At 71.4% G+C, this 23,149-nt stretch carries 19 protein-coding genes; 6 read left to right on the top strand and 13 right to left on the bottom strand.

The window, feature by feature from the left end; genetic code table 11:
- Position 1 precedes the first annotated feature (1 nt).
- The 3 genes from OG392_RS25915 (at position 2) to OG392_RS25905 (ending at position 1,624) form a co-directional block, all read left to right on the top strand.
- Complete coding sequence (locus OG392_RS25915; protein ID WP_026057603.1) at positions 2-415, top strand: roadblock/LC7 domain-containing protein; 414 nt, start codon at positions 2-4, stop codon at positions 413-415.
- A gap of 92 nt (positions 416-507) precedes the next feature.
- Positions 508-1,062: a DUF742 domain-containing protein gene (locus OG392_RS25910; RefSeq protein ID WP_319319729.1), complete on the top strand. Its 555-nt coding sequence runs from the start codon at positions 508-510 to the stop codon at positions 1,060-1,062.
- Positions 1,043-1,624 (top strand): GTP-binding protein, encoded by a 582-nt coding sequence (locus OG392_RS25905; protein ID WP_187623077.1) that lies wholly within the window; start codon positions 1,043-1,045, stop codon positions 1,622-1,624. Before OG392_RS25910 ends, OG392_RS25905 begins: the two co-directional genes overlap by 20 nt.
- 202 nt (positions 1,625-1,826) lie before the next feature.
- Here the strand turns inward: OG392_RS25905 and OG392_RS25900 are convergent, their stop codons facing one another.
- The 4 genes from OG392_RS25900 to OG392_RS25885 all read right to left on the bottom strand — a co-directional run bounded on the left by OG392_RS25900 (position 1,827) and on the right by OG392_RS25885 (position 8,448).
- A complete protein-coding gene (locus OG392_RS25900) occupies positions 1,827-2,030 on the bottom strand; it encodes an acyl-CoA carboxylase subunit epsilon (protein WP_329283422.1) in 204 nt (67 codons plus the stop codon).
- A gap of 14 nt (positions 2,031-2,044) precedes the next feature.
- Entirely contained in the window at positions 2,045-3,628 is a 1,584-nt protein-coding gene (locus OG392_RS25895) for an acyl-CoA carboxylase subunit beta (RefSeq protein WP_078944794.1), read from the bottom strand.
- 278 nt (positions 3,629-3,906) lie between these two features.
- Positions 3,907-7,806 (bottom strand): endo-alpha-N-acetylgalactosaminidase family protein, encoded by a 3,900-nt coding sequence (locus tag OG392_RS25890; protein ID WP_329283419.1) that lies wholly within the window; start codon positions 7,804-7,806, stop codon positions 3,907-3,909.
- A 132-nt stretch (positions 7,807-7,938) separates the two neighbouring features.
- Complete coding sequence (locus OG392_RS25885) at positions 7,939-8,448, bottom strand: hypothetical protein (RefSeq protein WP_329283417.1); 510 nt, start codon at positions 8,446-8,448, stop codon at positions 7,939-7,941.
- Positions 8,449-8,715: 267 nt separating this feature from the next.
- On the opposite strand from OG392_RS25885, the gene OG392_RS25880 reads away from it, so the two are divergent.
- Positions 8,716-9,327, top strand: a complete 612-nt coding sequence (locus tag OG392_RS25880; protein ID WP_329283415.1) for a YceI family protein — start codon at positions 8,716-8,718, stop codon at positions 9,325-9,327.
- A gap of 131 nt (positions 9,328-9,458) precedes the next feature.
- Here OG392_RS25880 and OG392_RS25875 read toward each other — a convergent pair whose 3' ends face one another.
- A complete protein-coding gene (locus tag OG392_RS25875) occupies positions 9,459-10,658 on the bottom strand; it encodes a serine hydrolase domain-containing protein (protein ID WP_329283414.1) in 1,200 nt (399 codons plus the stop codon).
- A 127-nt stretch (positions 10,659-10,785) separates the two neighbouring features.
- On the opposite strand from OG392_RS25875, the gene dnaN reads away from it, so the two are divergent.
- Positions 10,786-11,886 carry a DNA polymerase III subunit beta gene (gene dnaN, locus OG392_RS25870; RefSeq protein ID WP_329283413.1) on the top strand — a complete coding sequence of 367 codons (1,101 nt, stop codon included), beginning with the start codon at positions 10,786-10,788 and terminating at the stop codon, positions 11,884-11,886.
- Positions 11,887-11,963: 77 nt separating this feature from the next.
- Here dnaN and OG392_RS25865 read toward each other — a convergent pair whose 3' ends face one another.
- From OG392_RS25865 to OG392_RS25845, 5 genes are all read right to left on the bottom strand, one after another.
- The gene (locus OG392_RS25865; RefSeq protein WP_329283411.1) at positions 11,964-13,316 is read right to left on the bottom strand and encodes a hypothetical protein; all 1,353 of its coding nucleotides are present in this window, start codon (positions 13,314-13,316) and stop codon (positions 11,964-11,966) included.
- Between the two features lie 63 nt (positions 13,317-13,379).
- Complete coding sequence (gene cimA / locus OG392_RS25860; protein WP_329283409.1) at positions 13,380-14,996, bottom strand: citramalate synthase; 1,617 nt, start codon at positions 14,994-14,996, stop codon at positions 13,380-13,382.
- A gap of 325 nt (positions 14,997-15,321) precedes the next feature.
- A complete protein-coding gene (locus OG392_RS25855) occupies positions 15,322-16,671 on the bottom strand; it encodes an MFS transporter (RefSeq protein WP_329283407.1) in 1,350 nt (449 codons plus the stop codon).
- Positions 16,672-16,780: 109 nt separating this feature from the next.
- Positions 16,781-17,326, bottom strand: a complete 546-nt coding sequence (locus OG392_RS25850) for a TetR/AcrR family transcriptional regulator (RefSeq protein WP_329287453.1) — start codon at positions 17,324-17,326, stop codon at positions 16,781-16,783.
- 147 nt (positions 17,327-17,473) lie between these two features.
- Entirely contained in the window at positions 17,474-18,490 is a 1,017-nt protein-coding gene (locus OG392_RS25845) for an agmatine deiminase family protein (RefSeq protein WP_329283405.1), read from the bottom strand.
- 371 nt (positions 18,491-18,861) lie between these two features.
- On the opposite strand from OG392_RS25845, the gene OG392_RS25840 reads away from it, so the two are divergent.
- A complete protein-coding gene (locus tag OG392_RS25840; protein WP_329283403.1) occupies positions 18,862-20,283 on the top strand; it encodes a cytosine permease in 1,422 nt (473 codons plus the stop codon).
- Between the two features lie 3 nt (positions 20,284-20,286).
- Here the strand turns inward: OG392_RS25840 and OG392_RS25835 are convergent, their stop codons facing one another.
- The 3 genes from OG392_RS25835 to OG392_RS25825 form a co-directional block, all read right to left on the bottom strand.
- Positions 20,287-21,375 (bottom strand): branched-chain amino acid aminotransferase, encoded by a 1,089-nt coding sequence (locus OG392_RS25835; protein ID WP_329283401.1) that lies wholly within the window; start codon positions 21,373-21,375, stop codon positions 20,287-20,289.
- Between the two features lie 258 nt (positions 21,376-21,633).
- Positions 21,634-22,674 carry a 3-isopropylmalate dehydrogenase gene (locus tag OG392_RS25830; RefSeq protein WP_329283399.1) on the bottom strand — a complete coding sequence of 347 codons (1,041 nt, stop codon included), beginning with the start codon at positions 22,672-22,674 and terminating at the stop codon, positions 21,634-21,636.
- Positions 22,675-22,754: 80 nt separating this feature from the next.
- Positions 22,755-22,886 carry a hypothetical protein gene (locus OG392_RS25825; RefSeq protein WP_329283397.1) on the bottom strand — a complete coding sequence of 44 codons (132 nt, stop codon included), beginning with the start codon at positions 22,884-22,886 and terminating at the stop codon, positions 22,755-22,757.
- Positions 22,887-23,149: the final 263 nt, after the last annotated feature.

Genomic DNA, 23,149 nt, shown 5'->3' with positions numbered 1-23,149 from the left:
CATGAGCCAGGCGGCGCAGAATCTGAACTGGTTGATCACCAACTTCGTGGACAACACCCCCGGGGTGTCGCACACGGTGGTGGTCTCCGCCGACGGACTCCTGCTGGCGATGTCCGAGGGTTTCCCCCGGGACCGCGCCGACCAGCTTGCGGCCGTCGCCTCCGGACTGACCTCGCTGACCGCGGGCGCGTCCCGGATCTTCGAGGGTGGTGCGGTCAATCAGACCGTGGTGGAGATGGAGCGCGGCTTCCTCTTCATCATGTCGATCTCGGACGGCTCCTCGCTGGCCGTGCTCGCTCACCCCGAGGCCGACATCGGTCTCGTGGGCTACGAGATGGCACTCCTCGTGGACCGCGCGGGCACCGTCCTGACTCCTGACCTCCGGGCGGAGCTTCAGGGAAGTCTTCTCAACTAACAGACAGACAGTGCGTTTCGCGCCACCGCCCCGTAAGGTGCGGTGGCGCGGTTCCAAGGGACATGGACCGCGAGGCAGTCGGAGGAGGAGACGTGGGAACACCACCGGGCTCAAGCCCGTACAACGGTTATGACGCGCACCAGGCACCGCTCGGCGAGACCGCGCAGAACCGGTTCAACTTTCCCTCCACCCCGAGCAGACAGGGCGTTTCGCAGCCCTATCGGCAGCCTCACGCTCAGCCCGCGGGTGCGCAGGGCTCCTCGCGCGCCCAGTCCGCCGCGGGCTCCAGCAGCTCGGGCGGCTCGCACAACCCGCTGGTACGTCCGTACGCGATGACCGGCGGCCGGACCCGGCCGCGCTACCAGCTCGCCATCGAGGCGCTGGTCAGCACGACGGCCGATCCGTCCCGGCTGCAGGGGCAGTTGCCCGAGCACCAGCGGATCTGCCGGCTGTGCTTCGAGATCAAGTCGGTCGCCGAGATCTCGGCCCTTCTCTCCATTCCCCTCGGCGTCGCCCGAATCCTCGTGGCCGACCTGGCAGAGGCCGGGCTCGTCGCCATCCACCAGCCGGGCGGCGACGAGGCCGCCGGCGGTCAGCCAGACGTGACACTGCTCGAAAGGGTGCTCAGTGGACTTCGCAAGCTCTAGCGGCGGCGCGGCCCGTTCAACCACCAGCGCGAAGATCGTGGTGGCGGGTGGCTTCGGCGTGGGCAAGACCACGTTCGTCGGCGCCGTCTCGGAGATCAACCCGCTGCGTACCGAGGCCGTCATGACGTCCGCTTCCGCGGGCATCGACGACCTCACGCACACCGGCGACAAGACGACGACGACCGTCGCCATGGACTTCGGCCGCATCACCCTGGACCAGGACCTGATCCTGTACCTCTTCGGTACGCCGGGCCAGGACCGCTTCTGGTTCATGTGGGACGACCTGGTCCGCGGCGCCATCGGCGCCGTCGTCCTGGTCGACACCCGCCGTCTCGCCGACTGCTTCCCCGCGGTCGACTACTTCGAGAACAGCGGCCTGCCGTTCGTCATCGCCCTCAACGGCTTCGACGGCAGCCAGCCGTACCAGCCGGAGGAGGTCCGCGAGGCCCTCCAGATCGGCCCGGACACCCCCATCATCACCACGGACGCCCGGCACCGCGCCGACGCCAAGAGCGCGCTGATCACTCTGGTCGAGCACGCCCTCATGGCCCGCCTGCGGTAGCTGTCCCCCGGCGCCCCGTACCGAAAGGCCGCGTTCCCCCGGGGACGCGGCCTTCGGCGTGTGCGCGGGCCGCTCTGCTCCCCCGTGCCGGGGCCGGGGGCCCTACGGCGAGTCAGGGCCTCAGAACGGCGTGTGAGGGCCCTGGGGCACGAAAGAGGGCCTGAACCCGGTGTCACCCGGGTTCAGGCCCTCTTCCGGTCGCTCAGCGCCAGCTGTGCGGCGCGCGGAAGCCGTGCTCGCGCTCCAGGCGGCGCCAGCCGGCCGTGGTGCGGCCGCGGTGGCCCGCGGCGGTGTCCTCGTCGGACCGGGCGGCGGCACGGGCGAGCAGGACGGCCGTGATGGCCGCCAGCTCCTCGGGGTCGGCTTGGCCCTTCTCCACACGGAGAAGATTGGCAGGGGTTGTCACGTGGATGACTCCTCTTACTGAGGCGGGTTGCCGTGCTTGCGGGACGGCAGGTCGGCGTGCTTGGTACGGAGCATCGCGAGGGACCTGATGAGCACCTGGCGGGTGTCGGCGGGGTCGATGACGTCGTCGACCAGGCCGCGCTCCGCCGCGTAGTACGGGTGCATCAGCTCGGCCTTGTACTCCTTGACCATGCGGGCCCGCATGGCCTCGGGGTCCTCGGCCTCGGCGATCTGCTTGCGGAAGATCACGTTGGCGGCTCCCTCGGCGCCCATGACCGCGATTTCGTTGGTGGGCCAGGCGTACGTCAGGTCGGCGCCGATGGACTGGGAGTCCATGACGATGTACGCGCCGCCGTACGCCTTGCGCAGGATCAGCGAGATCCGGGGCACGGTCGCGTTGCAGTAGGCGTACAGCAGCTTCGCGCCGTGCCGGATGATTCCACCGTGCTCCTGATCGACGCCCGGCAGGAAGCCGGGTACGTCCAGAAGAGTGATGATCGGAATGTTGAAGGCGTCGCACATCTGCACGAAGCGGGCGGCCTTCTCGGAGGCCTCGATGTCGAGGACACCGGCCAGCGTCTGCGGCTGGTTGGCGACGATGCCGACGACCTGGCCGTCGAGGCGGGCGAGCGCGCAGATGATGTTGCGGGCCCAGCGCTCGTGGATCTCCAGGTAGTCGCCGTCGTCGACGAGCTCCTCGATGACCTTGTGCATGTCGTACGGGCGGTTGCCGTCGGCCGGGACCAGGTCGAGCAGGACCTCGGAGCGGCGGTCCGCCGGGTCCTCGGAGGCGACGGTCGGCGGGTTCTCGCGGTTGTTCTGCGGGAGCATCGACAGGAGGTAGCGGACCTCCGCGATGCAGGTCTCCTCGTCGTCGTACGCGAAGTGGGAGACACCGGAGACACCCGCGTGGACATCGGCGCCGCCGAGGCCGTTCTGGGTGATCTCCTCGCCGGTGACCGCCTTCACGACGTCCGGGCCGGTGATGAACATCTGCGAGGTCTCACGGACCATGAAGACGAAGTCCGTCAGCGCCGGGCTGTAGGCCGCGCCGCCGGCGCACGGGCCGAGCATCACCGAGATCTGCGGGATGACACCGCTCGCGCGGGTGTTGCGCTGGAAGATGCCGCCGTAGCCGGCGAGCGCCGAGACGCCCTCCTGGATACGGGCGCCCGCGCCGTCGTTCAGGGAGACCAGCGGGGCACCGGCCGCGATGGCCATGTCCATGATCTTGTGGATCTTCGTGGCGTGGGCCTCGCCCAGCGCGCCGCCGAAGATCCGGAAGTCGTGCGCGTAGACGAAGACCGTCCGGCCCTCGACCGTGCCCCATCCGGTGATCACCCCGTCGGTGTACGGCTTCTTCGCCTCCAGGCCGAAGCCCTGGGCACGGTGCCGGCGGAGCTGCTCGACCTCGCTGAAGGAACCAGGGTCGAGCAGCAGCTCGATGCGCTCACGCGCCGTCAGCTTGCCCTTCGCGTGCTGGGCCTCGGTCGCGCGGTCGCTCGGGCCGCGGAGAGCCTGCTCGCGCAGGACGTGCAGCTCGGCCACTCGGCCACGGGCGTCAGCGGGCTCGCTCGGGATCTGGTCCACAACGGTCATGTACCGACCCTACGAAGTCGGACAAGAAAACCCCGCCGTCGACTCCGTACAGTCTCGCGTGTCGATTCCTGGTGGGGCTGGACAGAACGAGGAACCGTTCAGCACGAGTCAACAGCCAGGTACCCCTCGTGTTTGTAGGAGTTCAACATAGACCTCGGTGGGCCCGCATCCGTCCGCGCCCGCGTCGGCCTCGCGCCGCGGCCCACCGGGCGGCCCTCCGGGGGCGCGGAAGGGGCCCGCGCCCCCGGAGGGTCGCGGGCCCGTGTCCCGTACGGCGGTCAGGCTCCGCAGTGGAAGCGGGCGTCGCCCCAGTCCGCGTGGTCGTTGCCGTTGCCGTCGCCGCCGTCGGAGACCACCAGGTCGACCCAGGTGGCGCCGGTCACGTCGGCGGTGAGCGACCAGGCGGTGTCCATGGCCCCGAGCACCGGGGATTTCACCCGCTCGGCGCCGTCGGCGAGGACGCTGAACCGGACGCTGCCCCGGCTGGTCTGGACGTCGTCCACCCCGACCTCGGCGGTGAGGGAGGTGCAACGGCCGCCCAGGTAGTAGCGGACCTTCGCGGGTGCGTGGCTGCCCAGGCCCTTGGCGTACGTCACTCCCCCGATCCGCAGCGGGGAGCCGTCGCCGGTGCCGGTCTCACCGTTGGAGAGGTCACGCTCGACGGGGCCCCAGCCGTTGCTCGACGAGGTCCAGTCGAGATCACTGGCCCAGCTGTCGGCGGTGGGCGGCGGGGGCAGCGTGCGGACGGTGGTGGCGGTGGTGAGCTTCCGCTCCCCTCCCCCGAGGCGGTACGTGAGGGAGGCGTCGAGGGTGTACGGCCGGTAGGCCGCGTCCACCGGGGGCGTCACCTGCCAGGTGGCGGTGGCCTTCGCGCCCGGCGCGACCGCGTCGAGGGTGACGGGCGCGGCCGGTTCGGCGGTCCAGCCGGCCGGGAGGGCGAGCGCGGCCAGGGCGCCGGAGACCTCGGTGGCCTCGTCGTTGGCGAAGGTGGCCGTGACCTGGTTCGGGCGGCCGGGCTCCAGGGTCTCGGGCGCGGTGACGGTCAGCGTGCCGCAGGCGGCGCGCTCGGCGGCCGGACCGAGGTCGGTGACGGTGAAGGCGTCGAGGACGAAGTCGGCGCCGTCCGGGGCGTCACCGCGCTTGCGCAGCCCGGTCCAGGTGTCGCCGCAGCCGGCGGTGACGGTCTCGGAGAAGTGCCCGCTGTCCCTCTGCTGCCCGATCGGGGTGCGGCGGGTCTCCACGGAGGTCCCGTCCGTCCGGTCGTAGCCGGTGATCCATTCGTACGCGCCCGCGTGGCTCGACCGGTAGTCGTACGCGACGCGGTAGGTGCGGCCGTCCTTCATGGGGACGGTCCAGGGCGCGGTCCGGTAGACGAGTCCGCTGTTCTCGTCGTGGGACTTGAGGGACTCGGCGCCGCCGATGACGTCGTCGATCAGCTTCCCGTTCCAGCCGGCCTGGGTGTAGGGGGCGTGGAGCTGGGCGATGTGGGTGCGCGGGTCGGTCGTGCCGCCCGCGTCGCCCTTGAGGAAGGGGCCCCAGCCCTGGTCGACGGCCTCGAAGTCCTCGTACACCACGGTCCCGTCCCGGGTGGCGGGGGCGTTGGCGACGACGCGGACGTCGTCGATCCGGACGGTGGCGGCGCTGCCGCCCGCCGCCTCGATCCTCAACGTGGTGCCGCCGTGGCGCGGGGCGGTGAAGGTGACCTTGGCGCGCTGGAGGCGGGTGCCGTTCCAGTCGGAGGCGGCGACCCGGTCCTGGAGCGCGGACCGCTCGACCGTGACGGACCGCCCACCGACGGAGAGGGTGGTGGGCCGGGTGGCGCCGGGCTGGACCTCGATCAGGGCGGAGGCGGTGTACCGCGTGCCCGGGGTGAGGCCGGTGATCCACTGGCCGACCGCGGCGACGGCGGTGCCGGAGAGCTTCGCGCTGTTGCGGCCCTGCTCGTCGGTGTCGCGGGCGACGGTGCCGGTCCGGGTCCAGGCGCCGAGCGTCGCGTCGTTGAAGCCGGGGTCCTTCACCGGGGTGCCCTGGCCCCACCTGGGGGCGCGCTGTGCGGGCGCGCTGTCGGGGTGGAGGACGTAGGGCTGTCCGGCGACGGCGTCGAGGGTGATCCTCCCGTCGGCGGGCCGCACGGTGGCGGTCTTCACGCGCCCGTTGTCGGTGAGCTTGTACACGGAGTACGAGCGGGTGCCGGCCGGGACGGCCCAACTGGTGGCGCCACCGGTCCTGTTGTAGTGGTACAGCTTCTTGCCGTCGTCCCAGGGCAGCAGGTACGCCTCGCCGTCGAGGACCTTGCGGCCGTCGTCGTAGAAGGTGCGGACGCCGTTCTCGACGGTGCCGCGGACTCCCCCGGTGAAGGTGATGTCGTTGCCGTTCCAGCGGGTGATGCGCTGCTGCTGGAGGTACTTGGCGGGCAGGTTCCGCTGCCAGATGTTGGCGGTGAAGTCGTTCCAGTCGGTCTCGCCGGTCCAGCCCTCGAAGTCGACGAGGGCGGTCTGGCCGAGGACCGGGTGGTTGTTCCAGACGTCCTTCTCGCCGTTGCGGATGAAGCGGACGATCTGCGAGTTGAGGCCCTTGTTGGTGGCGCCGCCGTAGTCGAGGTCGTTGGCCCAGTGGGACCAGAGGGAGGCCCGCTCGAACTTCTCGGACCACTCGGTGGCGACGTTCCAGCCCTGCTTCTGGACGGCCCGCATCGTCTCGTCGGCGATCCAGCCGTGGGTGTAGTAGACGTCGATGTAGAGGGTGGAGAGGTTGCGGTCGGTCTCGTCGCGCAGCTGCTGGAAGCGGCGGGCGAGGTCACCGCTGTTGATGTCGCGGCGCTGGTCGATGTAGTAGCTCTGGTTGAGCCAGTTCCAGCCGGGCTTGGTCCGGTCGACGAGGGTCTCGCTGAAGTTCTTCGCCTCGGGGTACGACTCGGTGGCGTTGACGTGGACGCCGAAGTCCGCGCCCCACTTCCGGCCCTCCTTGAGGAGGACGTTGAGGTCGGCGAGGCCGCCGGCCCGCTTGTTGTAGTTGCCGCCGTAGTCGGGGTGGGCGGAGTCGTGGCCCTCGGAGCCGTACCCCTTGAGCAGCGCGAACTGGCCGAGTCCGTCGGTGGAGAGCGAGATCCGCTTGACGTCGTCGAGGGTGCGCAGGAAGGGGTGGGTGGCCTGTGAGGCGAAGTTGAACGGGATGTGGGCGACGACCCGGTCGGGGGTGTCCTCGCTGCCCGGGGCCTTGATCCCGATCGTGCGGAACGCGACGGCGCCGTCCTGCCAGTCGGTGGTGCCGTCGGCGTTGGCGTCGGGGGTGACGACGACCTTGGCCCAGGGCAGGCCGTCGCCGCTCGCGGGCTTCGGGGATCCTTCGCCCCGGTAGGTCCACTGGCCGGACCAGACGCCGACGCGGGTCTCGGTGCCGGTGGCGGTGGCCTGCTTGCGGGCCTGGTGCCAGAAGCGGGCGCCGTCGCGGGCGGAGGCACCGGCGGGCTTGTCGTAGCTGGAGTTGGACTCGACGGCGGCGGCGAGCCGCCCGGTGCTGACGATCGCGTAGCTCGCGCCCACCGGGGCGGTCTCGGCGGCGGTGGCGTCGGTGACCTGTGCGAAGACGTCGGCGGTACGGGTGGAGTCCGGGTCGAGCCGGGTGAAGGCGGTCGCGGCGCCGGCGTCCGAGGAACCGACGGAGACCAGGTCGTGGCCCGGTATGTCGAGAGTGCCGACGCGGAATCCCTCGGTGTCGCGGACGGCGGTGACCCGGAACGTGGTGGCCCGCCCGTCGACGCTCAGCCGTGCGTCGATCTCGACGCCGGGCAGGTCGGGGAAGGTGAGGGTGTACGCGGCGGAGGAGGCGGTCAGGACGGGGGCGCCCTTGGTCCGGACGGCGCGGGCGGTGCCGTTGAGGACGATCTGCGTGACCGGGGCCGTACTGCCGAGGAGCCGCGCGCCGCTCGCGCGGTCGGTGTACGAGAGGACCCGGGGGAAGTCCTCGGCGACGGCGACCGAGAGCCGGCTGGAGGCGATGACGGGGCCGTCGGTGGCCGCGGCGCCGGACGCCGCCGTGCCGGTGGCCGCGGGGGTGGCCGCCGCGCCCCCGGCCGTGGCGCCCTCGGCCAGGGCGGGCCCGGCCAGGGCGAACACGGCGGAGGAAGCGACGGCGAGCGCACAGGCCGCACGGATTCTTCGCGAAGGGGGGAGGGACATGCGCACTAGTTGGCCCCCGCCCCGGCGGCACCGTCAACGAGATCGCGCCGCGCGGGCCCCTCCAGTCCAAGAACCCCCTTCGGTTAGTCCAAGTGACCGCCGAAGAGGGCTCTTCCGGAGCGGAACCGCCGGTCAGCAGCCGCCGCAGTTGTAGAACGTCACGTCCCAGTGGTTGCCCTCGTCGGCGTAGACGTTGCCGGCGCCGGACTTCCACTGCGGGGCTCCGTCGCCGCGGACGCCGATGTACGTGAACGTGTTCTTCACGTAGTTGGTGACGCAGGTGGTCCTGCCGAAGTCGAGCTTGTAGCCGTTCCAGTGGGAGTACGTGCCGCTCGCGTGGCCGGTCTCGGTGCCGCCCGTGATGTTGAGGGCGCAGCCGCTGGCGCTCCGCAGGGTCTGGGCGCCCTGGGCGGTGGCCAGGTTGAGCTGGTCGAAGGACGTGCATGTGGCGACGTTGCGGTTGGAGCAGCCACCGGACGAGGACCAGGTGATCCCGGAGGACCGGAACATCGAGGTGGCGGTCGCGTGGCTGATCTTCGTGACGGCGTGGGCCTCGCCCGCGGCGGTGAGGACGCCGATGCCCGGCGCGAAGAGTGCGCCGAGGACGAGGGCGAGGGCGGTGACGACGGAGCGGAGCTTCATGGGGTTGCCTCCTGCTGGTGACCGTGACGGTGGGGACGGTGGTGCAGGTGGTGCTCTGGTGCTCTGGTGCTCTGGTGCTCTTCGCGCAGGGAGATGGTGCCGCAGATCTACGCGCGTCCGCCAGAGGGCGTCGGCACCCTGACGGCACCGTTCCGGTGAACATCTTCCAGAGATGTTGAAAGTTGAACGGAATGCGTCTACAGTCAATCTCGTTGAAGATTCAACAAGAACCGCTCGACACACATCCCGATCAAGGAGCCGTCAGTCATGGGTATCTTCAACCGCAAGAGCAACGAGTCCGCCGTCGCCGTCGCCACCCTCCCCGTGGACCCGGCCCTGACCGCCCTGACCGGCGACTACACCATCGACCCGGCCCACAGCAGCATCGGCTTCACCGTCCGTCACGCCATGGTCACCAACGTCCGCGGCACCTTCGCCGAGCACGAGGGCCTCCTGACGCTGGACGGCGCGAACCCGGGCGCCTCCACGGCCTCGATCGACGTCAAGATCGCCTCGATCGACACGGGGATCGCGGACCGCGACGGCCACCTGCGCAGCGGCGACTTCTTCGACGTCGAGCAGTTCCCGCTCATGTCGTTCCGCTCCCTGCGGGCCGAGCAGCTCGGCGGCGAGACGTACCGGATCACCGGCGACCTGACCATCAAGGACGTCACGAAGCCGCTCTCGATCGACCTGGAGTTCAACGGCTCCGCGACGGACGTCTACGGCAACGAGCGCGTGGGCTTCGAGGGCTCCGCCGAGATCCTGCGCTCCGACTGGGGCCTGACCTGGAACGCGGCCCTGGAGACCGGCGGCGTGATGGTCAGCGACAAGGTCAAGCTGAACTTCGACATCTCCGCGATCAAGAACGCCGCCTGATCCCGGAAAGCGATACGGTCCCGGACCCGGGTCCCGCATCCGAGCGACACGAGCGCGCCCGCCCTCCGCGACAGCGGAAGGCGGGCGCTCGGCGTGGGACGCCCCTCGGCGTCGCGCCGGGGACGATCACATCAGACGGCTGCTCCGGCCGCCCCCGGAATCTCGTCCCGGCGCGCGGCCGCCGCGACGACCGCCGGGATCAGACGGTCGTTCTCGACGGCCCCGGGGCCCGCGGCGAAGCCGAAGCGCCGCCGGGCGTAGCTGTAGGCGAGGCCGGTGGCCGGGTCGGCGAAGGACTGGGAGCCGGGGGCACCGCTGTGGCCGACGGCGCCCGGGCCGAGCACCGGGTGGCGGGTGGCCAGCGGGACGAAGCCGAGGCCGAAGGCGTTCGTCGAGCCGGTCACCATGTCCTGGCCGGACGAGTGGATCCGGGCGAACTCCGCCAGCGTGTCCGGCTTCAGCAGCGGGGCGCGGCCGTCGAGCTCGCCGGCGATCGCCGCGTACATCCGGGAGAGGCCGCGCGCGGAGCCGATGCCTCCGCCGGAGAGCGGTGCCCGGGCACGGACCGTACGGGAGTTGGCGTACTCGACGTCGTCGAACGGCGGGTCCGCGTGGAGGTTGAACGCGATGGCCATGAGGCTGTCCGGGGCGATCGGGTTCTCCGCGAGGAGGGCCTGCTCGGCGGGCGTCGGCAGCAGCGGCAGGGCCGTACGGAAGCGGGGTTCCAGCTCCTCGGGCAGGCCCAGGTAGTAGTCGAGCGCGTACGGGGCGCGGACCCGCTCCTCGAACAGCTCCTGGATCGTGCGTCCGGTGGCGCGCAGGACGACCTCGCCGACGAGGGCGCCGATCACGAGGGCGTGGTAGCCGTGGGCGGTGCCGGGCTCCCAGAACGGCCGCTGGCCCGCGAGCCGTGCGGCGGCCGCCCGGTCGTCGGCGAGTTCCCCGGGGCTGAGGCCGCCGTCGACGCCGATCACTCCGGACCGGTGGGCGAGCAGCTGCCGCAGGGTCAGCTCCCCCTTGCCCTCGGCGGCGAACTCGGGCCACCAGGAGGCGACCCGGCGATCGAGATCGAGCACGCCGTCCTGGACGAGCAGCGCGGCGACCAGGGCCATCGCCCCCTTGGAGGAGGAGTAGAGGCCGAGGAGCGAGTCCCCGTCGACCCCGTCACCACCCCAGAGGTCCACGACGAGCCGGCCGCGGTGATGGACGGCGAGCTGGGCTCCGCCGTCGCGCGCCTCGTTCGCCACGACCGTGGCGAACTCCTCCCGTACGGACTCGAATCCGGGCTCCACCGTCCCGTGGACCTCCACCTGGACGTGACCGTGGCTCATGGCGCTGCTCCCCCTGAACGTCGTCGACCTTTGATCGACTCCAACGAACGGGGGAGCGATTCCCTTCCCGGGTTCCCGGATTCGCAGGTCACCGGCGTTGTCAGTGGCGGCCTCTAGCGTCGGCGGCATGGAATTCCGTATCGACAGCGGCGTGTTGACCGATGCCGTGGCCTGGGCCGCGCGCGTCCTGCCGGCCCGCTCCCCCATGCCCGTCCTCGGCGGTCTGCTCCTGGAGGCGGCGGACGGCCGGCTGCGGGTCTCCGGCCTCGACCACGAGGCCTCGGCCCGGATCGAGGTCGAGGCCGACACGGACGTCGAGGGCAGCGCCCTGGTCCTGGGCCGGCGGCTGCTCGACATCTGCAAGGTGCTCCCCCGGGGCGTCACCGGGCTCGCCGTGGAGGGCGCCCGTCTCTCGGTCACCTCGGGAGACGCCCGCTTCGGCCTCTCCCTGCTGCCCCTGGACGACTACCCCGCCCCGCCCGCGCTGCCCGAGGTCCGCGGCCTGGTGGACGGGGACGCCTTCGCCTCGGCGGTCGGCCAGGTGGCCGTGGCGGCGGGCCGGGACGACTCGCTGCCGGTCCTCACCGGGATACGGCTCGCCCTGGACGGTACGACCATGACGCTCGCGGCCACCGACCGCTACCGCTACGCGGTCCGGACCCTGGAGTGGAGGCCGGAGGCGGACGGCGGCGAACCGGCCGACGTGGTCGTCCCGGCCAGGCGCCTCACCGAGATCGCCCGTTCCCTGACGGGCACCGGCCCGGCCCGGCTCGCCCTGGACAGCGGCTCGATCGGCTTCGAGAGCGACGGCCTGCGCACCACCACCCGCCTCCTGGACGGACGGCTCCCCCGCCACGACAAGCTCTTCACCCTCGGCGAGCACGCCCTGGCCGCCACCGACCGGGTGCCGCTGACGGAGGCCGTGAAGCGGGTGGCGGTCGTCGCCGAGGGCGACAGCCCGGTCCAGCTCACCTTCACCCCCCGCTCGATCCACCTCCGGGCGGGCTACGAGGACGACGTGGCCTCCCAGCACCTCCCGGCCACCCTCACGGGCCCGGAGACCCTCACGGTCGCCTTCAACCCCGGCTACCTCCTGGACGCCCTGACCACCCTGGACAGCCCGGAGGTCCACTTCCGTCTCCTCGGCCCGGGCCAGCGGGCCCTCCTGACCGACGGCCCGGAGCCGGCCCACCGCCACCTGCTGATGTCGGTGAAGCCACTGGTCTGAGGGACCGCCCGGGGATGTCTCGTCGATCGGGCCGGATCAGGGACGGCGCGAGCCCGGCCTGAGCGACAGGACACTCCCTAGAACCCGCCCCCGCCGTCGAATCCGCCACCCCCGCCGAAGTCGCCGCCGCCGAAGCCGCCGCCGTCGCCGAAGCCGCTGCCGCCGAAGTCGCCGGAGTTGAAGTCGGCGCCGGAGAAGTCGCCGCCCTGGAAGTCGCCGCCGCCGTACTCGGCCGCGTAGGCCGGGGTGGAGAGCATCGAGCCGAGGACGGTGCCCAGGAGGAGGCCGGGGAGGATGCCGCCGCCGAAGTAGCCGCCGGCCCAGGGGCCGTAGGCCGGGCCCGCCTCCCAGTACGGGCGGCGGACGCCGTCCGCGTCGACCGTGCGGGCCATCGGGTCCAGGCCGTCGTCGAGCCGGGACGCGTCGGCGGCGCAGACCGGGACCTCGCGGGCGGTGCCGCCGGCCGGGGTCCAGGTGCGGTCCTCGGTGGACGGGCCGTGACGCGGGTCGAAGAAGCAGGGGGCGCGGCGCTCGGGGAGCGGCCGGGACTCACGGCGGGCGGCCAGGACGGCGAGCGCGTAGCGGCCCTCCTCCAGGGCCTCGGTGACCGCGCGGACGTCATGGGGCCGGCCGGCGGAGGCCATCAGGGACTTCGCCTTGTCGTACGAGTCGAGGGAGCGTTCGTAGTCGCCGCGCATGGCGTCGTCGGCGCCCGCCTCCGCGGGGTGGAAGTCGAGGCGTTCGAGTTCCTCGCCGAAGGCGGTGATGTCCTCGTCGACGACGACCCGGAGCTTGTCGAGGGCGGCGCGCTCCTCGGCCTCCTTGCGGAGCCGGTTGCGGCGGACGACCGCGTAGGCGCCCGCGCCTCCGGCGACCACCACGGCGCCGAGGGTCACCAGGCCGGCGACGGGGACGCCGTCGTCGGTGCCGACGGAGCCCCAGCTCGCGGGGGCGGAGCCGCGCAGGGTGGGCAGGGCCTGGTCGACGAAGTCGTCGAGTTCGGTGGCCGCGTCGACCCCCGGCTGCTTCACGGAGGTGACGAGGTTCCGCACGGCCTGCTGGGACATGACCGCGCGGTCGGCGCCCGCGTCGAAGCCGGTGCCGAGGCGGACCGCGTACAGGCCGGTGATTCCGGTCTGGGTCCGCAGGTTCTGGAGGAGGTTCTCCGGCGGGAACTGCGCGTTCGCGGGCAGGACCGCCACGAACAGCGGCTTGTCCGCGGCCTTGATCTTCTGGGCGAGGGCGTCCGCCTGGGACTTCGACAGCTGGTCGGCGGCGCCCGGGTCGACGTACACCGGGCCCTGTTCCAGGGCGGCGGCCGCGTCGGAGATCCCCGTGGCCCTGGCACCCGCGGAGGGAGCCAGGACCAGGAGCAGCAGCAGTATCAGCCCGCCGAGGGCCGACAGTACGGAGAGCGGCCTGGTCCTCATGGTTCGACGCTACCCGAAGCGCGACAAACAAGACATAGACCGCCGCTCCCGGCAGCGGCCTGACTACTCGGCGGGGTCGATGCCGGCCCGCAGGACTCCGTACGTGAAGGCGTCCTCCAGGGCCTGCCAGGAGGCCGCGATGACGTTCTCGCCGACGCCGACCGTCGACCACTCGCCGTTGCCGTCGCTGGTGGTGATCAGGACGCGGGTGGTGGACTCGGTGCCGTGGCGGCCCTCGAGGATGCGGACCTTGTAGTCGACCAGCTCGAACTTGGCGAGCTGCGGGTAGATCCGCTCCAGGGCGAGGCGCATCGCGCGGTCGAGGGCGTTGACGGGGCCGTTGCCCTCGGCGGTGGCGACGATCCGCTCGCCCTTGGCCCAGAGCTTCACGGTGGCCTCGTTGGCGTGGGTGCCGTCGGGGCGGTCCTCGACGATCGCACGCCAGGACTCCGTACGGAAGTAGCGGCGGGCCCGGCCCTCGACCTCCTCGCGCAGCAGCAGCTCGAAGGAGGCGTCGGCGGCCTCGTACGTGTAGCCCTGGAGCTCGCGCTCCTTCACCCGCTCGACGACGCGGGCGATGAGGGCGCGGTCGTCGCCCAGGTCGACGCCGAGCTCCTTGCCCTTGAGTTCGATGGAGGCACGGCCCGCCATGTCGGAGACCAGCATCCGCATCGTGTTGCCGACCAGCTCGGGGTCGATGTGCTGGTAGAGGTCGGGGTCGACCTTGATCGCGGAGGCGTGGAGCCCGGCCTTGTGCGCGAAGGCGGAGACGCCGACGTACGGCTGGTGGGTGGAGGGCGTGAGGTTGACGACCTCGGCGATGGCGTGCGAGATCCGGGTCATCTCGGCGAGGGCGCCGTCCGGCAGCACCTTCTTGCCGTACTTGAGCTCCAGGGCCGCGACCACGGGGAAGAGGTTGGCGTTGCCGACCCGCTCGCCGTAGCCGTTGGCGGTGCACTGCACGTGGGTGGCGCCGGCGTCGACGGCGGCCAGCGTGTTGGCGACGGCGCAGCCGGTGTCGTCCTGGGCGTGGATGCCGAGGCGGGCGCCGGTGTCGGCGAGGACGGTGGCGACGACGGCCTGGATCTGGGCGGGGAGCATGCCGCCGTTGGTGTCGCAGAGGATGACGACGTCGGCGCCGGCCTCGTGCGCGGCGCGGACGACGGCCTTGGCGTAGTCGGGGTCGGCCTTGTAGCCGTCGAAGAAGTGCTCACAGTCGACGAAGACGCGGCGGCCCTGGGAGACCAGGTGGGAGACGGTGTCGCGGACCATCTCCAGGTTCTCGTCGAGGGTGGTGCGCAGGGCGAGCTCGACGTGCCGGTCGTGGGACTTGGCGACGAGCGTGATGACCGGGGCGCCGGAGTCGAGGAGAGCCTTGACCTGCGGGTCGGCGGCGGCGTCGCCGCCCGGTCTGCGGGTGGCGCCGAAGGCGACGAGCTCCGCGTTCTTGAACGCGATCTCCTGGCGGGCGCGGGCGAAGAACTCCGTGTCGCGCGGGTTGGCTCCGGGCCAGCCGCCCTCGATGAAGCCCACGCCGAACTCGTCGAGGTGCCGGGCGATGGTCAGCTTGTCCGCGACGGTGAGGTTGATGCCTTCACGCTGCGCCCCGTCGCGCAGCGTCGTGTCGAAGACATGGAAGCTGTCGTCGAGGCGCTGGCTCTCGGCGTTCTCCGTGGTCATGACTGTGATGGCTCCTGTCGGATGTGGCTCCGGAAGGTCTGGATCCACTTGCCCCCATTCTCACGCGACGTCCGCTTCCGGCGTGGGTGGGGCCGGAAAACGAAAAAACCCCTCGCGGGTGCGAGAGGTCTGCGCGCGGGTCTGAGGCACGGTGTCCACTGCCGCGGGGGTCGTGCCGCGAATCAGTGGCCACTGCGGACCGGCGCGCTGCTGCCGATAATCATCGTGGTAGCAAGCACGCCGGAAGTCTGACACAGGTACGGTCCCGTCGGGACGGGGGTCTCACGATACGGGCAGCCGTTCGGGAGACCCGCCGCCCGCGGACTCATGACACGGGGAGCCGCTCCGGCGAGCCTCCCGCCTGGCCGCGCCGCTGCCCGGGCACCCCGGCGTCGCCCGTCCCGACCCGGCCCAGGTCGATGTCCCTGGTCTCCCGCATCGTGAGGTAGACGACCAGGGACACGGCCGCACAGCCGGCCACGTACCAGTAGAAGCCCGACTCGATGCCCGCGTCCTTGAACCAGAGGGCCACGTACTCGGCGGTGCCGCCGAAGAGCGCGTTGGCGAGGGCGTACGGCAGGGCGACGCCGAGGGCGCGGATGCCGGTGGGGAAGAGTTCGGCCTTCACACAGGCGTTGATGGAGGTGTAGCCGGTGATGACGACGAGCGCGAGCAGGGAGAGCCCGAGGGCCGGCCAGAAGGAGCCCGCGTGTTTCAGCATCGTCAGGATCGGCACGGTGAGGAGCGTGGAGCCCACCGCGAAGGTGATGAGCAGCGGGCGGCGGCCGATGCGGTCGGAGAGGCGGCCGGCCAGCGGCTGGAGGCAGGCGAAGACGATGAGGGCGCAGAAGGAGACGAGGGTCGCGGTCTGCTTGGGAAGACCGGCGGAGTTGGAGAGGTACTTGGTGAGATAGGTGGTGTACGTGTAGTACGCCACCGTCCCGCCCATGGTGAGCGCCATGACGAGGAACGCCTCGCGCCGGTGCGCCCACAGGGCCTTGAGGGTGCCCTTCTGCTCGCTCGCGACGCCGTCGTCGGCGGTGGTCTCGTAGACCTCCGTCTCCAGCATCGTGCGGCGCAGGTAGAAGACGACGGCCGCGCCGAGGGCACCGAGGACGAACGGGATGCGCCAGCCCCAGCTGTGCAGGGCCTCGGCGGACAGGGTGTGCTGGAGGACGAGCAGCAGCCCGAGGCCGAGGATCTGGCCCGCGGTCATCGACACGTACTGGAAGCTGGAGGCGAAGCCGCGGTGCTCCGGGGCGGAGGCCTCGGTGAGGTAGGTGGCGCTGGCGGCGTACTCGCCGCCGACGGAGAGCCCCTGGAGGAGCCGGGCGACCAGGAGGACCGCGGCGCCGCCGTATCCGGCGACGGAGTAGGTGGGCGCGATCGCGATGAGCAGCGCGGAGGCGGACATCAGGGTGACGGTGAGGGTGAGGGCCGCCTTGCGGCCCTTGCGGTCGCCGACCCGGCCGAGGAGCCAGCCGCCGACGGGCCGCATGAAGAAGCCGACGGCGAAGATGCCGGCGGTGTTCATGAGTTTGGCGGTGTCGTTGCCCTCGGGGAAGAAGGCCCCCGCGAAGTAGGTGGCGAAGCTCGCGTACACGAACCAGTCGAACCACTCGACCATGTTGCCGGCGGAGCCGACCCAGATCTTCTTCCAGTGCTCTCGTCCCATGGACCGGAACCGTGCCGGAGGTGACGCCGGGCCAACAAGGGTGCAGAGGACAACGATCTCGTGTACTTACGTGCGTTGTGGTCGCGGCACGGGACCGGGCCCCGTGCGGTCACCCTCGCGCCAGCAGGTCCTGCTCGATGAACTCGCGCACGTGCTCCAGGACTTGCTCCCGGCCGGTCCCGGGTACGCCGACGGCCACGTGCACGCTGAAACCGTCCAGGAGCGCTCGCGTACGGGTGGCGAAGCGGTCCGGGTCGACGGCCCGGAACTCGCCGCGTGAGACGCCCTCGGCCAGGATCGCGACCAGGTCCCGGTGCCAGGCCCCCTCGATGGCCGCCATGCGGATCCGGCCGTCGGCGTCGGCGTTCTGGGACCGGTTCCAGACCTCCAGCCACAGGATCCAGTGGGGATCGCGCGGCCCGTCGGGCACGTACACGTCGACGTACCCGTCGAGCCGCTCGCGCGCGGTCCCCGGCCGGGAGAGCAGCGCACTCCGCTCGGCACCGAGGCGCCCCTCGCTCCACTCCAGGGTCTGGAGCAGCAGCTCGTCCTTGGTGCGGAAGTAGTAGAGCAGGTGCCCACTGCTCATCCCGACCTGCCGCCCGAGCCCGGCCATGGTCAGCCCGTCGAGCCCGCGCTCGGCGATGGTGCCCATGGCGGCGGCGAGCAGCTCCCCGCGCGGGGGAGCGGCCTGGTTGCGCCGACGGGGCGGGGAGGCCGGGGCGGCGGCCCCGGAGAGGCGGGAGGGGTCGGAGGGGTCCATACGGGTCACTCGTACGTTCTACCTCATCCCCTCCCTGCCTCAGATCCTCGGCTGCTGCTGTGTGATGCAGTGAATACCGCCCCCACCTGCGAAGATCGTGCGCGCGTCGACCAGGACGACCTCGCGTTCCGGGAAGAGGCGGCGGAAGATCTCGGCCGCCAGCTCGTCGTGCGGGTCGTCGAAGGCGCAGAGGACCACGCCGTCGTTGCACAGGTAGTGGTTGATGTACGAGTAGTCGACCCAGTCGCCCTCCTCGTCCTTGAGGACGGTCGGGGCCGGGATCTCGACGACCTCCAGGGGGCGGCCCTGGGCGTCGGTCCGGCCGCGCAGGATGTGGGCGTACATCCGGGAGCGCTCATAGTCGGGGTGGGCCGGGTCCTGCTGGCTGTGGACGAGGACCGTGCCGGGGCGGGCGAAGGCGGCGACGATGTCGACGTGGCCCTGGGTGCCGTAGAGGCCGTAGTCGCCGGTGAGGCCGTGCGGGAGCCAGATCGCCTTCGTCGTACCCAGCTTGGCGTGGATCTCGGCCTCGACCTGCTCACGGGTCCACCCGGGGTTGCGGCCGGCGCCGAGCTGGACGGTGTCGGTCAGCAGGACCGTGCCCTCGCCGTCGACGTGGATCGCGCCGCCCTCGTTCACGAGGGGCGAGGAGAGGACGGGGACTCCCGCCGCGTCCGCGACGTGCCGGGCGATCTTCGAGTCGTGCTCCCAGCGGGCCCAGTCCTGGCCGCCCCAGCCGTTGAACACCCAGTCCACGGCGGCCAGTCCGGTGCCGTCGGTGACGAAGGTGGGGCCGATGTCCCGCATCCACGCGTCGTCGAGATCCCGCTCGACCAGGTCGACGTCCTCACCCACGAGGGCGCGGGCCGACTCGGCGTCGCCGGGCGCCACCACCATCGTGACCGGCTCGAAGCGGCGTACGGCCCGGGCCACGGACGCCCAGGCCGTACGGGCCTCGGCCAGTTCGTCGGCGTTGGTGAAGGTGGGGTTCGGGCTGGGCCAGGCCATCCAGGTGCGCTCGTGCGGCATCCATTCGGCGGGCATGCGGTAGGTCATGGTCTCGGGTCCTAGAGGCACTAGAGGGAGCCGGGGAACGGCGGGGGCAGGGGGACGAAGGGAACCGGGGGGACGGAGGGCGCGGGGACCGGGGCCGGGCGGACTCGATCGGCCGGGCGGGTCGCTCGCCGTCGCGGACCGCCTCGCCGTCGCGGACCACGGGCCCGGCGGGCACGGGCGAGCCCGGCGGCGCCGTGGAGCGGCCGCCGGTCGCACTCCGCGGGGGTCGGTCGCACGTCCGCATCACCTCCTGTTTGAGCGACACTCTAAATGTTGAGACGCGCTTCTCCAAGGATTGACGCGAGGCACTGCCACAGGTCACATTGAGCGCCACTCTAAATCTCTCGCCACTGCCGCCCCCAGGAGGCCCCATGCCGATCGAACAGCGCGGAGTCGACACCGTCCCCGAGGCCGAACGCACCAGCGGTCCCCGGGATCTCGTCGCGATCCTGCTCGGGTCCAACCTCTGCCTGGGGGTGATCGTCTTCGGCTGGCTCCCGGTCTCCTTCGGGCTCGGGCTCTGGGCCTCGTTGACCTCGGTCGTCACCGGCACCCTCGTCGGCGTCGCCGTCACCGCCCCGCTGGCCCTGGTGTCGCTCCGTACCGCCACCAACCTCTCCACCTCCTCCGGCGCCTTCTTCGGCGTGCGGGGCCGGCTGGTCGGCTCGGTGGTCGGCCTGCTGCTCTCGCTGGGGTACACCGCGCTGACCCTCTGGATCGGCGGCGACGTGATGGTGGGGACGCTCGCCCGGCTGGTCGGCCTGCCGGCCGGCGGTGCCACGCACGCCGTCGTCTACGCGCTGCTCGCCGCCTGCACGGCGGTCGCCGCGGTGTACGGCTACCGGCTGCTGCTCAAGCTGAGCAAGGCGCTCGCCGTCGTCATGACCGTACTCCTGGCCATCGGACTCCTCGCGTACGCCGGGGACTTCACGACCGCGGCGGTGCCGGACACCCCGTACCTGCTCGGCTCGTTCTGGCCGACCTGGGTGCTCTCGGCGGTGGCGGCGGGCCTCAGCGGACCGGTCGCCTTCATCACCCTGCTCGGCGACTACACCCGGTACGTCTCCCCCGAGCGGCACAGCATCCGCTCCGTCCGGCGGGCCACCTGTCTCGGCCTGGTCGTCGGGCTGCTGGTCCCCCAGCTCTTCGGCACGTTCACGGCGCTCGCCGCCCGCGGCGGGCTCGACTACGCGGGACCGCTGGTCGCTGCCTCGCCCGCCTGGTACCTGGTCCCGCTACTCGTCGCGGCCACCGCCGGCTCCGTCGGCAACGCCGGACTGATGCTGTACTCGATGGGCCTCGACCTGGACGCGATCCTGCCCCGGGCCACCCGGGCCCGCGCCACGCTCGTGGTCGCGGCGGTGGCGACGGTCTTCGTCTTCCTCGGCCACTTCGCCTCGGACGCGCAGTCGGCGATGACCTCGTTCGTGCTGCTCCTCACGGCGATCGGCACGCCGTGGGCGGTGATCACCCTGATCGGCCATGTGCGCTGCGGAGGGTCGTACGACCCGGAGGCGCTCCAGGTCTACAACCGGCGCTCGCGCGGCGGGATCTACTGGTTCTCGGCGGGCTGGCACCCGCGCGCCACCGCCTCGTGGGCGATCGGCGCGGCGGTCGGCCTCGCCGCCGTGTCGACGCCGCTGTACGACGCACCGCTGCTCGCCCTGACCGGCGGGATCGACTGCAGCTTCGTGCTGTCGGGGCTCGTGGGCGGCACGCTGTACGCGATCCTGACGCCGAACAGGGCTTCCGGGACCGTCACGGCCCCGGAAGCCCTGGTGCGCGCCGAGTAGGGACTAGCCCAGCTCGTGCATCCAGCCGTGGACGTCCTCGGCCTTGCCGGTCTGGACGGCGAGCAGCGCGTCGCGCAGCTTCATCGTGACCTCGCCGGGCTCGCCGTCCGACTGCCGCCACTCGCCCCGCTCGGACTTGACCGTGCCGACCGGGGTGATCACGGCGGCGGTGCCGCAGGCGAAGACCTCGGTCAGCGTGCCGTTCGCGCTGTCGGCCTGCCACTGGTCGATGGAGACACGGCCCTCCTCCGGCTCCAGACCGAGGTCCGCGGCCAGCTTGAGCAGCGAGTCACGGGTGATGCCGGCGAGCAGCGAGCCGGTGAGCGTCGGGGTGACGAGCTTGTTCCCGTACACGAAGTACAGGTTCATGCCACCGAGTTCCTCGACCCACTTGTGCTCCACGGCGTCCAGGTAGGCGACCTGGTCGCAGCCCTTCTCGGCGGCCTCTGCCTGCGCGAGCAGCGAGGCCGCGTAGTTGCCGCCGGTCTTGGCGTCGCCGACGCCGCCGGGGACGGCGCGGACGCGGTTCTCCGAGAGCCAGATGGAGACGGGCTTCACGCCGCCGGGGAAGTACGGGCCGGCCGGGGAGGCGATGACGACGAAGAGGTACTCGTTGGCCGGGCGGACGCCCAGGCCGACCTCGGTGGCGATCATGAACGGACGCAGGTAGAGCGAGGCCTCGCCGCCGTGCGCCGGGACCCACGCCTTGTCCTGCTGGACGAGGACGTCACAGGCCTCGACGAAGGTCTCGACGGGCAGCTCGGGCATGGCGAGCCGCCGGGCGGAGGCCTGGAAGCGGCGGGCGTTGGCGTCGGGACGGAAGCTGGCGACCGAGCCGTCGGGGCGGCGGTAGGCCTTCAGGCCCTCGAAGATCTCCTGCGCGTAGTGCAGGACGTTGGTGGCCGGGTCCAGCGCGAGCGGGCCGTACGGCACGAGCTGGGCGTCGTGCCAGCCACGGCCCTCGGTCCACCGGATGGTGACCATGTGGTCGGTGAAGTGGCGGCCGAATCCCGGGTTGGCCAGGATCGCTTCGCGCTCCGCGGCGGACAGCGGGCTGGAGGAGGGCTTGAGCTCGATCGTGGGCGTCGTCATGAGTGCGTGTCCTTCACCGGTTGTGTGGGTAGGACCGCGCGCGAACGCCGCTCTCGGAGACAGCTTGTCCCTGACGAGTGGACGTCCGAGCATGCCCGCATGGCACGGCCCCACGTCCGATTATCGCTCGCGGGGACCGGTGCGGGAAACGGGTGAACACGGTCCTGGGTTCGATGGGGGCACCCGGGGCCGCGCAGAAGTCAGCCGCCGGGCGCTGTGGCGACCCGGCGGCTGCTGTGGAATGTCAGTCCGGCCGGGTCAGCTGGCTACTCGCGCGGCGAGCGCGTCGCCGATCTCGTCCGTCGTGCGGACGCTGTCGCCGCGCTCGGTGAGGTCGGCCGCGACGGCCTCCTCGACCCGGACGGCCTCGGTCTCGTAGCCGAGGTGGCGCAGCAGGAGCGCGACGGAGAGGACGGTGGCCGTGGGGTCGGCCTTGCCCTGACCCGCGATGTCCGGTGCGGAGCCGTGCACCGGCTCGAACATGGACGGGAACTCGCCGCTCGGGTTGATGTTGCCCGAGGCGGCGACGCCGATGCCGCCGGAGACGGCCGCGGCGAGGTCGGTGATGATGTCGCCGAAGAGGTTGTCGGTGACGATCACGTCGAAGCGGGCCGGGTCGGTGACGAGGAAGATCGTCGCGGCGTCGACGTGCAGGTAGTCGGTGGTGACCTCGGGGAACTCGGCCGCGACCTTGGTGAAGATGTTCGTCCACAGGTGGCCGGCGAAGGTCAGCACGTTGTTCTTGTGGACCAGCGTGAGCTTCTTGCGCGGGCGGGCCTGGGCACGGGCGAAGGCGTCACGGACGACCCGCTCGACGCCGAAGGCGGTGTTGACCGAGACCTCGGTGGCGACCTCGTGTGGAGTGCCCTTGCGGATGGTGCCGCCGTTGCCGGTGTACGGGCCTTCGGTGCCCTCGCGGACCACGACGAAGTCGATCTCGGGCTGCCCGGCGAGCGGGGTCGCGACACCGGGGAGCAGCTTCGAGGGACGCAGGTTCACGTGGTGGTCGAAGGCGAAGCGGAGCTTCAGGAGGAAGCCGCGCTCCAGCACGCCGGAGGGCACCGACGGGTCGCCGATGGCGCCGAGCAGGATGGCGTCGTGCTTCTTGAGCGAGTCGAGGTCGGCGTCGGTGAGGGTCTCACCGGTGGCGTGGTAGCGCTTGGCGCCGAAGTCGTACTCCTCGGTCTCCAGCTTCACGTCCTGGGGAAGGACGGCCGCGAGGATCTTGAGGCCCTGGGCCACGACCTCCTGGCCGATGCCGTCGCCGGGAATGACTGCGAGATTGATGCTGTGAGACATGTCGGCACCCTACTCTTCGTCCCATCGTCTGACACGTAACGTCCATCATGTGGACGAAGCGCCATCCGGGTGAAGGTGTGTCAGTGGCCGGTGGAGCCGCCGTTGTCACGGCGGTCGAGGGCGCGCTGGAGGGCGGCGGCCGCGTTCTGGCGGGCCTCGTCGCTGGGACGCTTGGCGGAGTGGCGGACGCGGGGGGCGGTCTGAGTTGCCATGAGGGATCGACTCCTTGAGATCAGTGGTGATCCGACGTGCGGAGATCAGTGGTGATCGAAGGTGCCGGCAGGGGCGGGGAGCGCCGCCGCAGGGGTTGCCTGCACAGGGGCGTCGCGCTCTCGACCGCCATTCGCTGATGTAGCGAGACGTTCGGCTTCTACAAAGCTAGGGCAGGTCCTCTCATCTGTCTCCACAATTACTCGGACTTCCTACTATCTGAGACGGCGCGGGACGGTGCGTCAGCCCCTGATGACACGGCCGA

Source organism: Streptomyces sp. NBC_00691 (genome assembly GCF_036226665.1).
Taxonomy (GTDB): Bacteria; Actinomycetota; Actinomycetes; order Streptomycetales; family Streptomycetaceae; genus Streptomyces.
Note: the sequence above shows the minus strand (reverse complement) of the source record. Positions and strands in the feature narration are given on the sequence as shown.